We start from the raw sequence: 12,434 nt of genomic DNA on the forward strand, positions 1-12,434 counted from the left end.
ATCGTTTTTCCCGCCGACTTCGGCGTGTTCGCGCGACATCACGGTCCGGGCGGCGGCGGGCAGTCGCGGCGGTGGCAATGATGGCCGCCGCCCTGGCCGTGGCCGGCACGCTGCCCGCGTCGGCGGCGCAGTCCCACGGCCCGCGTGATGCCGTAGGCAGGGGACTGGAGCGGCTCGTGAACGACGACTGGTTCCCCGCCGCTCTGGCAGCCACCGTCGGCCGTGACGGGCGCACCCGCAACTACACCGCCGGCGTCGCGGACTTGCGGACCGGGGCGAAAGTCCCCGTCGACGGACAGGTGCGGGCCGGCAGCAACACCAAGACGTTCACCGCCACCGTCGTCCTTCAACTGGTCGGCGAGGGCAAGATAGCTCTCGACGCCCCCATCGAGGAGTACCTGCCCAACCTGGTGCGGGGCGAGGGCATCGACGGGCGCCAGATCAAGGTGCGCCAGCTCCTCCAGCACACCAGCGGACTGCCCAATTACACCGACTCCCTGATCGATGCCGTCTTCGGCAAGAGCCGCCACACCTACTACCAGCCCCGCGAGCTGCTCGACCTGGGGCTGTCGCGCAAGGCCCTCTTCGCTCCCGGGACCGGCTGGTCGTACAGCAACACCAATTACGTCCTGGCCGGTCTGCTCATCGAGAAGGTCACGGGCCGCCCGGTCGCGGAGCAGATCACGAAGCGGATCATCGACCGCATCGGGCTGCGCCACACCTACTTCCCCGGTGTGGGAGAGGAGGGCATCCGCGAAGCCCATCCCAAGGGCTACCACGCGCCGAAGCCCGGAGAACCCCTGGAGGACGTCACGGAGTTGGACCCCTCCTGGGGGTGGGCCGCCGGGCAGCTGATCTCCACCCCCGGCGACCTGAACCGCTTCTTCTCGGCCCTCGTCGGCGGCAAGCTCCTGGAGCCCGCCCAGCTCGCCCAGATGCGCACCACCGTCGAGATCCCCGACAGTCCCGCTACGGCATCCGGGATCCGGGCCGGGCTGGGGCTGTGGAGCACGCCGCTGAGCTGCGGCGGCGTGATGTGGGGGCACGGCGGGGACACTCCCGGTTACCACACGGTCCCCGGTGTCACCGATGACGGCCGCGCCGCCACGATCGCCGTCACCGCCGACCCGGCACCCAGCGCGAGGGGCTTCACAAACGCCGATGCCCTCCTCGACACCGCCCTGTGCAAGAAGTGATGGCGGAGGCTTCCGGCCACTGACTCCACTGGCTTACTCTGGGCTGCGGACTCGGTGACCGCTACCGCCGGCCGGAGCCCCGCACCGCCGTGGCGGCCCCTCGTACCGCCCGCCACGGCGCAGTCGCTCCAGTCCAGCGCGGCGGCAACTTCACCGCCGGCCTCCCGGGCCGTGAACTCCTCACCACCGACCGGTGCCGCCGGCCGGCCTCGGTCCAGGGGCGCCCGGGCGGCGGGCCGGGAAGCGACGAGCCGGAGTCGGCGCGGGCCCGGCGCCGTCCCGGGAACATTTCGGCAGGCCGCCTCGTTTGATCCCGGGCCCGCTCCTGCGAACCGCGAACCGCGAACCGCGAACCGAGGGAAGTGCCGTGCCCGAAAAAACGCAGCCCACCGCCACCGCGACCACTCTCCCGCCGCTCACCACCCAGGCCGAACGCCTGATCGAGCTCGGCGTGCACGAGCTCGCGGGGCTGACCGCCACCGAGCTGCGCGCCTTCGCCGCGGGCGCCGGCGCCGGCGCCGGCGACGGCGACGTCCTGCTCGCCGTCCACCCGGACCGCGCCCCCGCCTCCGCCCTCGCACCGCTGCTCCGCCACGACGGCAAGCCCGGCTTCGTCGTCATCGACATGCCCGACGTCGACCGCTTCGCCCCGCTCGACACCGTCGACCTGCCCGACGCCCCCTTCTACCTCGTCACCGGCCTCGACCGCGGCGACCTCATGGCCGACTGGAGCCCGGAGGAGGCATTGACCGCCCTCACCGAGAAGGACCGCACCCCGCTGCTGCTCACCGAGGGCATCCACTGGGTGCTCCAGCAGCCCGCGGTCCTGGAGCGCAATCACTGCTTCATGACCATCGGCTCCCGGCTGCGCAAGGCGAACGGCGCCCTGGACGCCCGTACCCCGGCGATCTGGATCAGCAACGGAACGGGGCGGGACGGCCGCGAGCGACGCAACGCGCCCAAGGTCGGCTGGTGCTGGGCGGGCAACCGGCACACGTGGCTCGGCTTCGCCTCGGCTACGGGCCGCAGGCCCTAGATTCCGAAGCAACTGTGGCCGGGCTTCGCGCCACCGGGCGCAGAACGACAGCTAGGCGTTCTCCGCGACCGCTTCGGTGGCGCGGCGGGCCTCGCCCAGCGACGTGTGCACCGACCACACCACCGACACCAGCGGTACCGCGACCACCGCGCCCACGATGCCCGCCGCGGTGGCCCCCGCGATCGCCACTACCAGCGGATGCAGCCGTACCGCCCAGCTCATCACCAGCGGATGCAGCAGGTGCCCCTCGACCTGGCCGATGACCACGATCAGCGCGATCACCACGGCCGCCACCACAGGAGAAGAGCGGTTCTGCCACGCGGTCGGCCGGACTTTCGCCCGACCGGGGGCCGCACGGGTCACGAACGCGGGGCGCGCCGCCGCCCGGACGGTCCAGGAGCGAGGATCGGGGCATGGGCATTGTCCTGCCGGTCCTCTGCGCGCTCCTCGCCGCGGTCAGCAACGCGCTGGGCACGGTGCTGCAGCGCCGTGCCGCGCTCACCGTGCCACAAGTCCCCGGCTTCCGGCTCGGGCTGATCCTCGACCTGCTGCGCCGGCCCGTCTGGCTCGCGGGGATCCTGGCGGTGATCGCCGCCGGAGTGGGGCAGGCGGTGGCGCTGGCAACCGGCGCGCTGTCCCTCGTGCAGCCCCTCTTCGTGCTCGAACTGCCGTCGGCGCTGCTGATCGCCTCGCTGATGGCACGGCAACGGCTGCCCGGACCGCTGTGGTGGGCCGTCGCGGCGGTCGTGGGCGGCCTCGGCGTGGCACTGGCGGCCGCCTCGCCCACAGGGAACCGGACGCACGTGCCGCTGGACCGGTGGGGTGCGGCACTCGCCGCCTGCGCCTGCGCCGTGGTGGCTCTGACGGTGGCGGGACTGCGGCAGCCGCCCGGCCGGATCCGCGCCGGATGCCTGGGCGCCGGCACCGCCGTCTGCTACGCGTTGACCGCTGCCCTCATGAAGTCCGCGATGCACATCCTCGACGAGGGCGGCATCGGGGCGTTCCTGACCAGCTGGCAGACGTACGCCTTCGCCGCGACCGGTATCTGCGCCCTGCTGCTGTTCGAACACGCCATGCAGGGTGGACCGCTGATCGCCTCGCAGCCCGCCCTGACCCTCGGGGACGCGGGCATCAGCCTGCTGCTGGGCGTCCTGCTGTACGAGGAACACGTCCGCGCGGGCTGGTGGCTGGCCCCGGAGCTGCTGGGCGTGGCCCTGATCGTGACCGGCGTGTTCGCGCTGGCCCGCGGTGGGGTGGGCACCACATGACCGCCCGCGGCGACCCACGTAGCGCCTCCGTCGTGTCAGGAACGTACAAGACGGTGCCGTAGGACGGTCGGCAGTCTCGGACCATGACGACCGAGACTGCTCCCGCACGCTTTGACACCAAGATCGCCGTACTGCTGCGCGAGGACCTGGAGACCTGGCAGCGGCTGAACGTGACCGCGTTCCTGGTCAGCGGCCTAGGCTCGGAGCAGCCCGAGGTGATCGGCGAACCGTACGCCGACGCCGACGGCACCGCGTACCTGCCGATGCTCCGCCAGCCCGTCCTGGTCTTCGAGGCGGCGATGGAGACGCTGACCGCAGCGCACAGCCGCGCCCTGTCCCGCTCGCTTCCGCGGGCGGTGTTCACGTCCGACCTCTTCGCCACTGGCAACGATCGGGACAATCGCGCTGCGGTACGGGCCGTGCCGAAGGACCGGCTGGACCTGGTGGGTCTCGCCGTCTACGGGCCGCGCAACGCGGTCGACAAGGTGCTCAAGGGTGCCCGGATGCACCCCTGACCCTCGGCATGAGGCTGTCCGGGCGCCCGGTTCAGCGTGGGAGATGGGGCAGCAGCCGGTCCGGGGTCAGGGGCAGGTCACGCAGCCGTGCGCCCACCGCGTGGTGGACGGCGTTCGCGATCGCCGCGGCCGTGCCGACGATGCCGATCTCGCCGATTCCCTTGCTGCCCATGGGGTTCAGGTGAGGGTCGTCCTCGTCGAGCCAGTGTGCCTCGATGGCGGGCACGTCCGCGCAGACGGGGACGTGGTAGGAGGCCAGATCGTGCTCCGCGTAGTCGCCGAACGCCTGGTCCATGGTGCTTCCCTCGGTCAGGGCCATCCCGAGTCCCATGGTCATGCCGCCGATGAACTGAGAGCGCGCGGTACGGGAGTTCAGGATGCGGCCCGCGGCGTAGACACCGAGGAGGCGGCGCACGCGTACCTCCCCGGTCAGGGTGTCCACCTGTACCTCGGCGAAGTGCGCCCCGAACGCGTGGCGTGCGTAGGAGGACTTCTGCCCGGCCTCCTGTGCGGTGTCCGCCGAGACGCTGATGCCCTCGGGCGGCAGCACGCCGACGTGGCCGCGCAGTTGCCCGTCGAGGGCCGTGCAGGCCTTGTGCACGGCCCAGCCCCAGGACGCGGTGCCCGAGGACCCGCCCGCGAGCGGGGCCTCGGGCAGCGCGCTGCTGCCGATGTCCACGCGTACCGATTCCAGGGGGCACGCGAGCACGTCGGCGGCGATCTGCGCGAGGACGGTGCGGGCGCCGGTGCCGATGTCGGTGGCGTTGACCCGTACGACGTAGGTGCCGTCCGGTGCGGCGTGCGCGGTGGCGGTGGACGGGCTGACGTATACGGGGTAGGTGGCCGCGGCCACTCCCGTACCCAGCAGCAGGTCGCCGTCACGGCGGACGCCGGGCCTGGGGTCGCGCCGCTGCCAGCCGAAGCGCCGCGCTCCCTCGAGCAGGCAGTCGGTGAGGTGCCTGCTGCTGAAGGGTCTGCCGCTGTCGGGTTCGGTGTCCGGTTCGTTGCGCAGCCGCAGTTCCACCGGGTCGATCCCGGTGGCGACGGCGAGTTCGTCCATGGCCGACTCCAAGGCGTACATGCCGGGTGCTTCGCCCGGAGCACGCATCCACGAGGGGGTCGGCACGTCCAGCGCCACCACCCGGTGGCCGGTGCGGCTGTGCGGCGAGACGTACATGATGCGGGCGGGGACGGCGGCCTGCTCGACGAACTCCATGACCTTGGACGTCTGGGTGACGACGTCGTGGGCGAGCGCGCTGATGACACCGTCGCTGCCCGCGCCGAGGCGTACGCGCTGGATGGTGGGGGCGCGGTGACCGACGGTGGCGGCCAACTGGTGACGGGGGAGCGCCAGCTTGACCGGCCGTCCGGTGTGCCGGGCGGCCATCGCGGCGAGGACGACGTGCGGCCGGGGAGTGCCCTTGGAGCCGAAGCCCCCGCCGACGTGCTCGGAGACGACCGTGATGCGCCGCGCCGGCAGCCCGAAGAGCTGAGCGAGGGTGTCCCGTACCGTGGACGAGCCCTGACTCGAGTCGATGACCGTCAGACGGTCGTCGTCCCACCAGGCGGTGGAGGCGTGCGGCTCCATCGGATGGTTGTGGAGCGCGCTCATGGTGTACGTCGCGTCGACGCGGACGGCGGCCGCGGCGTAGGCGGTGTCGAAGTCACCCCGTTCCCGGACCGCTGGATAGCCGCCGTTGGCCTCCTCGGGGGTGTAGAGATCCGGATGGTCGGCGGTCAGTCCCGCGTCGTGCTCCTCGACCGCGTACTCGATCCGCAGGTCGTCGGCGGCGGCGCGGGCGTTCTCCGGCGTGTCGGCCACCACGAGGGCGACGTACCAGCCGCGGTGCGGAACGCGGTCGTTCTGGAGCAGGGCGAGCGTCCGGTCCTCGGCGTCGCCCAGGCGCGGTGCGTTCGCATGGCTGAGCACGGCGTGCACGCCGGGCCGCCGCAGCACCTCGTCGGCGTGCACGGCGATGACCCTGCCCCGCGCGACGGTGGCGGGCACGGGCGAGGCGTGGGCGAGGCCGGGCGGGGTGTGGTCGGCGGCGTAGCGCGCCGCCCCCGTGACCTTCTCCCGGGCCTCACGTCGGATGGCGGCGGCGCTGTGCTGCACGGTCTGTGTGCTGGTCATGTCGTGGACGCCCCTCCTCGGGCACGGGAGGCGAGTTCGGTCAGCACGCCGATGGTGAGGTTGCGGGTGAGGTCCACCTTGAAGGCGTTGTCGCGCAGCGGTTCGGCGGCCGCGAGTTCAGCGTCCGCCGCCCGCCTGTACGTCTCCTCGGTGGCGGGCGCACGGCGCAGGACCTCCTCGGCCGCGCGGGCGCGCCAGGGTTTGTGGGCGAGCCCGCCGAAGGCCAGCGCCGCCTCGGTGACGACGCCGTCCTCGACGCGCAGGACGGCGGCGACGGAAGCGAGGGCGAATGCGAAGGAGGCGCGGTCGCGAGCCTTGCGGTAGCCGCTGTGGGCCGCCGGTGAAGAGGGCGGCAGGGCCACTTCGGTGATCAGTTCCCCCGGACGGATGACGGTGTCCAGGTCGGGGCGGTCGCCGGGCAGCCGGTGGAAGTCCGTGACGGCGACCGTGCGCTCGCCCTGCGGCCCGCGCAGGTGGACCGTCGCGTCGAGCGCGGCCAGAGCGACGGCCATGTCCGACGGGTGGGTGGCGACGCAGTGCGCGGAGTGGCCGAGCACCGCGAGCTCGCGATGGACGCCTTCGCGGGCGGGGCAGCCGGTGCCGGGCTCGCGTTTGTTGCAGGGCTTGGAGGTGTCCTGGAAGTAGGGGCAACGGGTGCGCTGGAGCAGGTTTCCGCCGGTCGTCGCCGTGTTGCGCAACTGTCCCGAGGCTCCGGAGAGCAGGGCCTGCGACAGGGCTGTGTAGCGGGTACGTACGACCGGGTGGGCGGCCACGTCACTGTTGCGCGCGGTCGCGCCGATGTGCAGGCCGCCCTCGGGCGTCTCGCCGATGCCGTCCAGGGGGAGCCGGCTGACGTCGATGAGGAACTCCGGGGTGGCGACCCCGAGCTTCATCAGGTCCACGAGGTTGGTGCCGCCGCCGAGGAACTGGGCACGGGGATGTGCGGCGAAGGCTTCGATCGCCTCTTCGGTCCGTGCGGCACGGAGATATGCGAAGGGTTTCACCGTGTCGCCTCCTCGATCGCGTCCACGATGTTCGGGTAGGCGCCGCACCGGCAGATGTTCCCGCTCATGCGCTCCCGGATCTCCCGAGGGGTGAGGGCCGCAGGGCTGCCGCGGTCTGCGGCGTCGGGCGGTGTCACGTGCGAGGGATGCCCCTCGGCGGCCTCGGCGAGCATGCCGACGGCCGAACAGATCTGACCCGGAGTGCAATAGCCGCACTGCAGGGCGTCCCGGGCGACGAACGCCTCCTGAACCGGGTGGAGCCGCTCGCCGTCGAGAAGGCCCTCCACGGTGGTGATGCGCTCGCCGTCGCAGGCGGCGGCGAGCAGGAGACAGCTGTTGGCGCGCCGGCCGCCGACAAGGACGGTGCACGCGCCGCACTGCCCGTGGTCGCACCCCTTCTTCGCGCCGGTGAGATCCAGGTGTTCCCGAAGGGCGTCCAGGACGGTGGTGCGGTTGTCGAGGGCGAGCGTGTGCGTCGTCCCGTTGACACGGAGGGATACGACGGACGCGTGCTCACCGTCCCGCTGTTCTTCGTGGCCCGTCCTACGCATCGGTGGCGCTGGGGGCATCGAGCGGATCACGAGGGGCGTCGGCCTTGGCCTGCTGCTCGACCGTCCTGTGGTCCTCGCGCGGGAGCACGATCCCGTCCAAAGTGGTCACTCCATCCCGATGTCCGCCATGTCGCTTTCGGTGTGTGGAGTTCCTCTTCCCTGTACTTGGCTTCGTATGTCTCGCTGTCCGCCAGATGGCCTGGTGGAACCTCACGCACCTGACCTCAGGCACCGGGCCGCGCGCCTCCAGCGGGCGGGCGGGATGCCCGTCCGCTGGAAACCGGCGCTCGCGGATCCCGAGCACCGCCGAGCGCGCGGCCAGGGACCTCAGCACACGTTCGGGTGCGCGATGTCCACGACCAGCCGCTCGGGGGAGTGCAGGACGAAGGTGTTGTAGTACGGCTTGGTGTCGAAGGCGGCGCCGAAGGTCACGTACCCCTCGAAGTCACCGGTCAGGGCAAGGCCCTTGAGCTTGCTCAGGTAGATCTTCTGCAGGTGGGGGCCCTGGTAGACGCTTTGCCCGTCCTCGTTGTGTGCGGCGGCCGGATTCAGGCGGATCTCCAGGAAGTGCGACCCGGCCAGCGGGACGGGCTTGCCGGATCCGTCGTAGACCAGTTGCGAGACGGGCGTGACGGTATACCCCGGGACGTATCCCTGCAGGTCGATGACGATGCGGTCGAAGGTGCAGTGCCCGCCCCAGCGGGCATTGACGACCAGGGGGGTCTGGGTCTGCGTGGTGGTTTTGGTGCTGGTGGCGGCGGCGGAAGCCGGTGCGGCGAGCGCGATGGCGGCGGTGAGAAGAGCGCCCGTGGCCAGGGCTGTGGCCTGCCGACGGCGTAGACGTGAACGCGAGTGGTTCATGACTTTCCCCAGATTCTCCAGAGACGGGGACAGTGCTGTCACCTGTAGAGACACTCGCCGGAGCCCCACGGTTGCACGAGCGGAGGGGGGAAAGGCGGCCGTGCCGCCGTCGGCCCGTGCCGACGGCACCGTGTCGGATTTCCGTAGCCGGCCGGAGGGGGGAACAGCGCCGTGAGTCGGCCCTCGCCCGGGACGCCACGCCCCCGTACAGCTCAGACCGCTCGCTCCGTTGGGCCAGCCGGAAGGCCGACAGGGCCAGGGAGTGGTCGGCTGGCTCCAGCGCCAGAGCACCGGATGAGTGCTTCCCGGCGAGAAGGAGGAGCACCCGATGTTCAGGCAGTGTTTCCGATACACGGGCCCCGTCACGCTGACGCGTTGGGGGGTCTTTCGCCGAAGGCGGCTCGGGCTGTGGGCCCTGCTGCTGGCGGCGCTGATGCCGGTCCTCCCGGCAACGGGAGCCCAGGCCGCCCCCGGTCACCCTCAGCCGCTCGTGGCCCCCCACGACGCCGCCGACCCGCCGCAGGACGGGACCCGGGACCGGCTCAGCCGTCCCAGGGCCACGCCGCTCGGATCGTTCGGCGGCATCCGCTACGTCCAGTACGACGGCGTGTTCGAAGGACGGACCTCCACCGGGCGGTTCCGGGTGCCCTACCGGATCAGCGCACCGGCCGAACCGCACCGTTCCAACGGCACCGTGCTGGTGGAGCCGCCGCACTTCGTGGTGGGCCTCGGCACGCTCAACGTCTACCTCGGCAGGGACTTCGTGTTCCGCCGTGGATTCGTCCACGCGGGCGTCGGCTGGAGCACGCTCGGCAACCGCATCCTCGACCCGTCCGTCCCCGGCACGTTCGTCGAGGGAGGTGTCGAGGAGGAGGGAGCGAGGGTCGACGACGAGATCATCACCGACTTCGCCAAGGCGCTCTCCTCGGGCGGTCGCTCAATGGTCGGCAAGGTCGCCCGGACGTACGTCACGGGCTTCTCCGACAGCTCGTACCCCATCCTCCGCCTGGTCCGTTCCGGCGCCGCCGCAGGCGTGTTCGACCTGGCGGTTCCGATCACCACGGAGGGCTTCGACCCCCAGGCCGACCTGGTGGCCGGCCGCTTCGACGGCAAGATCGTCATCGTGAACTCGGAAGCCGACGATTCCACGAACCTGACCGACCGGGGCGTCGCCCGGAACCGCTACCGCTTCTACGTCGTCGCGGGCAGTCCGCACATCCCGGATCCGCTGGAGGCGCCGCTGGATCTGCCGTTCCCGGTGAGGCGGACGACCCCGGCCTCCTTCGTACCCGCGCTTCGCGCGCATTTCCTGCAGGGCCACGACTGGGTCCGTAAGGGATCGCACCCGCCGACGAGCACCCAGCTGCGCACGCGGAACGGCGCCATCGTCCGCGACGCCGTCGGCAACGCGATCACCGAGGACCGCACCGGCCGACGCGTGCCGCGGCTGCCGTTCGTCGAACTCGGAGAGGCGCGCTACATCGCCGGCTTCGTCGGCAGTTACGAGAACGTGCGGTCGGTGCAGCAACTCGGCTTCAGCACCCACGACGCGTACACCCGGGCCTTCGCCGCCAAGGTCCGCGCCTACCAGAAGGCCCGCTACATCCTGCCCGAGGACGCCGACGACATGCGCCGGCGCGCGCAGCTGTGCCCTCCTCTGACGTTCACCGAGACCTACCGCGACCACTACGCCGAATTCGTCGCCATCCGGCCCTGCGCGGCCTCGTGAGCCGGACGAGCCGTCAGGCATGGGCGTCGTGCGTGTCGGCGACCGCGTGGCGGGAGAGCGCACCGAGGCCCTGCCGGAGTGGCTGCCCGAGGCCGTGGCGCGCTGAGTGCGGGTCCAAGTGGAGGGGGAAATACCCCTTCCGATTGTCACGGTACTGCCACAGGAGTTTTTGATCCTGTTCAAAACATCCTGTCATCGGCCTACTCTGTCGCTTCGCCGCCCCGATGGAACACCGGGCGCGGCCGACAGAGGAGGGGACCCGATGACCGGGAACACCGATGGGGTGGATGGGCCTGAGGCCCAGGACGAGGCCAAAGCCATGGCCAAGGACGCAGCCGGTGCACGCGCTGCGGAGCCGGTAAATCCGGCGGCGGCCGATGCCAGACCCGCCGCAGGGGGCGGCGCCGGGGGCGCCGGGCCGGGTTCGCCACCGGCTCCCGGGGCCGCCGGGCGAGGGCCTGGTGCACCAGGGGCGCCCCTCGACGCCGCCGCCTGGCATGCGTACCAGCAGCGTGAACGGGCCGCCTCCCGCGCCCAGGCCGCCGCGCCGCCGCCCTGGGTCGTACGGGTGCGGCCCGCCGAGGCCGCCCCGATCCGGACCGCGACGCTCGTCGCGGCCCTCACCGCCGGCCTCGCCTCCGCCCTGCTCCTCGGCGACGGCATGGGTCCCGGTCTACTGCTCGCGGTGGCGCCCGCCGTCGCCGCCGCGTACGTCGCCGCCCGCACGGCCCGTCGTACGGCCCGCCCTTGGACCGTCGTCTGGGCGATCGGCTGTATCGCCCTGCTCGTCGTACCCGCCCTGCGCGACTCCGCGTGGCCGTCCACGCTCGCGATCCTCTCCGCCGTCCTGCTGGGGGCCCTGGCTCTGCACGGCAGCCGTACCTGGCCGGGCGTCCTGCTCAGCCCGCTCGGCTTCTTCGCCTCCGCCGTGTCCGGCGTCGGCTGGGCCTGGACCGGCCTGCGCTCGCGGGGCGGGGTTCGAAAGGACCGCTGGCTGCCCGTGGCCAAGGCGGTCGCGGTGGCGGTGGCCCTGCTCGTGCTCTTCGGCACGCTGTTCGCCTCCGCCGACGCCGCCTTCGCCGATCTGCTGGGCGGGTTGACGCCCGACGTCTCCATCGGCGACGGCCCCGTCCGGACCCTGCTCTTCCTCCTCGGCGCCGTCCTCGCGCTCGCCGCCGCCCGCACCGCCGCGGCCCCGCTGCGCTGGGACCGGATCAAGGTGGCCCCGGGCAAGCCGCGTTCCCGCGTCGAATGGGCCCTTCCGCTCGTCCTGCTGAACCTGCTGTTCGCCGGTTTCAACGCCGTCCAGCTGGCCGTGCTGTTCGGCGGCTACGACAAGGTCCTGCGCAGTACCGGCCTCACCTATGCCGAGTACGCCCAGCAGGGTTTCTGGCAGCTGCTCTGGGCCACCCTGCTCACCCTCGCCGTGATCGCGCTCGCCTTGCGCTGGGCCCCGCGCGCCGACGCCGGCGACCGCCGCTTCGTCCGCGTCGTGCTCGGAGTGCTGTGCGCGCTGACGCTGGTCGTCGTCGCCTCCGCGCTGCGCCGGATGGACCTCTACGTGGACGCCTACGGGCTGACGCGGCTGCGCGTTTCGGTGGCGGCGATGGAGCTCTGGCTCGGGCTGGTCATCGTGCTGATCATGGCGGCCGGGGTGTTCGGAGCACGCTGGCTGCCGCGCGCCGTCACGGGGAGCGTGGCGGCGGGTGTGTTCGCCTTCGGCCTGCTGTCCCCGGACGGGATGGTCGCCGAGCGGAACGCGGACCGCTTCGAGGCGGACCGCAAGATCGACCTGGCCTACTTCCAGTCCCTGTCGGCGGACGCCGTGCCCGCCCTGGACGCTCTGCCCGAGCCCCAACGTTCCTGCGCCCTGCTCGGGATCAACGACGAGATCTCCGCGGCGGGCGATGTCCCCTGGTACGCGATGAGCCTGGGCGAGTACCGAGCCCGCCAGATCCTGCGCGAGCGCCCGGTGAGGGCCTCGTACCCGGTCTGCTCGCGCCTCGGCACCTTCGGCGGCCGCACCGGTTACTAGGGAGATGGTGACATCGGGGGACAGTGCCCACCCCTTGCCACTCTCAACTTATAGCGCACCGGGGGGCTTGCGGCAAGACCCGGGTCGTGCCACAGAATCACTGGC

11 protein-coding genes are annotated in these 12,434 nt (G+C 72.0%); 6 read left to right on the forward strand and 5 right to left on the reverse strand.

What is annotated here, in order from left to right; all coding sequences use genetic code 11:
- Nucleotides 1-77: 77 nt before the first annotated feature.
- The gene (locus ACWDYJ_RS08895; protein WP_451564893.1) at nucleotides 78-1,196 is read left to right on the forward strand and encodes a serine hydrolase domain-containing protein; all 1,119 of its coding nucleotides are present in this window, start codon (nucleotides 78-80) and stop codon (nucleotides 1,194-1,196) included.
- Between the two features lie 367 nt (nucleotides 1,197-1,563).
- Nucleotides 1,564-2,232: a DUF5701 family protein gene (locus ACWDYJ_RS08900; RefSeq protein WP_451564804.1), complete on the forward strand. Its 669-nt coding sequence runs from the start codon at nucleotides 1,564-1,566 to the stop codon at nucleotides 2,230-2,232.
- Between the two features lie 51 nt (nucleotides 2,233-2,283).
- On the opposite strand, the gene ACWDYJ_RS08905 is transcribed toward ACWDYJ_RS08900, so the two are convergent.
- On the reverse strand, nucleotides 2,284-2,517 hold the full coding sequence (locus ACWDYJ_RS08905) for an AI-2E family transporter (protein ID WP_451564805.1): 234 nt from the start codon (nucleotides 2,515-2,517) through the stop codon (nucleotides 2,284-2,286).
- 128 nt (nucleotides 2,518-2,645) lie between these two features.
- Between ACWDYJ_RS08905 and ACWDYJ_RS08910 the strand changes: the two genes are divergently transcribed.
- Together ACWDYJ_RS08910 and ACWDYJ_RS08915 are read left to right on the forward strand one after the other, a co-directional pair.
- Nucleotides 2,646-3,500 (forward strand): DMT family transporter, encoded by an 855-nt coding sequence (locus ACWDYJ_RS08910; protein WP_451564806.1) that lies wholly within the window; start codon nucleotides 2,646-2,648, stop codon nucleotides 3,498-3,500.
- A gap of 83 nt (nucleotides 3,501-3,583) precedes the next feature.
- A complete protein-coding gene (locus ACWDYJ_RS08915; RefSeq protein WP_451564807.1) occupies nucleotides 3,584-4,015 on the forward strand; it encodes a DUF2000 family protein in 432 nt (143 codons plus the stop codon).
- 31 nt (nucleotides 4,016-4,046) lie between these two features.
- Here ACWDYJ_RS08915 and ACWDYJ_RS08920 read toward each other — a convergent pair whose 3' ends face one another.
- The 4 genes from ACWDYJ_RS08920 to ACWDYJ_RS08935 all read right to left on the reverse strand — a co-directional run bounded on the left by ACWDYJ_RS08920 (nucleotide 4,047) and on the right by ACWDYJ_RS08935 (nucleotide 8,565).
- Entirely contained in the window at nucleotides 4,047-6,149 is a 2,103-nt protein-coding gene (locus ACWDYJ_RS08920; protein WP_451564808.1) for a xanthine dehydrogenase family protein molybdopterin-binding subunit, read from the reverse strand.
- Nucleotides 6,146-7,153 carry an FAD binding domain-containing protein gene (locus tag ACWDYJ_RS08925; RefSeq protein ID WP_451564809.1) on the reverse strand — a complete coding sequence of 336 codons (1,008 nt, stop codon included), beginning with the start codon at nucleotides 7,151-7,153 and terminating at the stop codon, nucleotides 6,146-6,148. The genes ACWDYJ_RS08920 and ACWDYJ_RS08925 overlap by 4 nt, the downstream gene beginning before the upstream one ends.
- Nucleotides 7,150-7,704, reverse strand: coding sequence for a 2Fe-2S iron-sulfur cluster-binding protein (locus ACWDYJ_RS08930; RefSeq protein ID WP_451564810.1), 555 nt, complete (start codon nucleotides 7,702-7,704; stop codon nucleotides 7,150-7,152). The genes ACWDYJ_RS08925 and ACWDYJ_RS08930 overlap by 4 nt, the downstream gene beginning before the upstream one ends.
- A gap of 327 nt (nucleotides 7,705-8,031) precedes the next feature.
- Nucleotides 8,032-8,565, reverse strand: a complete 534-nt coding sequence (locus ACWDYJ_RS08935; protein WP_451564811.1) for an AMIN-like domain-containing (lipo)protein — start codon at nucleotides 8,563-8,565, stop codon at nucleotides 8,032-8,034.
- A gap of 328 nt (nucleotides 8,566-8,893) precedes the next feature.
- Between ACWDYJ_RS08935 and ACWDYJ_RS08940 the strand changes: the two genes are divergently transcribed.
- Complete coding sequence (locus tag ACWDYJ_RS08940) at nucleotides 8,894-10,294, forward strand: alpha/beta hydrolase domain-containing protein (protein ID WP_451564812.1); 1,401 nt, start codon at nucleotides 8,894-8,896, stop codon at nucleotides 10,292-10,294.
- A 262-nt stretch (nucleotides 10,295-10,556) separates the two neighbouring features.
- Nucleotides 10,557-12,329 carry a DUF4153 domain-containing protein gene (locus ACWDYJ_RS08945; RefSeq protein WP_451564813.1) on the forward strand — a complete coding sequence of 591 codons (1,773 nt, stop codon included), beginning with the start codon at nucleotides 10,557-10,559 and terminating at the stop codon, nucleotides 12,327-12,329.
- The last annotated feature ends 105 nt before the right edge of the window (nucleotides 12,330-12,434 follow it).

The sequence above is a fragment of the Streptomyces sp. NPDC003042 genome, assembly GCF_053591315.1.

Coding starts and splice junctions, on each gene's coding strand:
- ACWDYJ_RS08920 (WP_451564808.1), bottom strand. CDS start 6,149: ATGACCAGCACACAGACCGTGCAGCACAGCGCCGCCGCCATCCGACGT.
- ACWDYJ_RS08930 (WP_451564810.1), bottom strand. CDS start 7,704: ATGCGTAGGACGGGCCACGAAGAACAGCGGGACGGTGAGCACGCGTCC.
- ACWDYJ_RS08945 (WP_451564813.1), top strand. CDS start 10,557: ATGACCGGGAACACCGATGGGGTGGATGGGCCTGAGGCCCAGGACGAG.
- ACWDYJ_RS08940 (WP_451564812.1), top strand. CDS start 8,894: ATGTTCAGGCAGTGTTTCCGATACACGGGCCCCGTCACGCTGACGCGT.
- ACWDYJ_RS08935 (WP_451564811.1), bottom strand. CDS start 8,565: ATGAACCACTCGCGTTCACGTCTACGCCGTCGGCAGGCCACAGCCCTG.
- ACWDYJ_RS08895 (WP_451564893.1), top strand. CDS start 78: ATGATGGCCGCCGCCCTGGCCGTGGCCGGCACGCTGCCCGCGTCGGCG.
- ACWDYJ_RS08915 (WP_451564807.1), top strand. CDS start 3,584: ATGACGACCGAGACTGCTCCCGCACGCTTTGACACCAAGATCGCCGTA.
- ACWDYJ_RS08910 (WP_451564806.1), top strand. CDS start 2,646: ATGGGCATTGTCCTGCCGGTCCTCTGCGCGCTCCTCGCCGCGGTCAGC.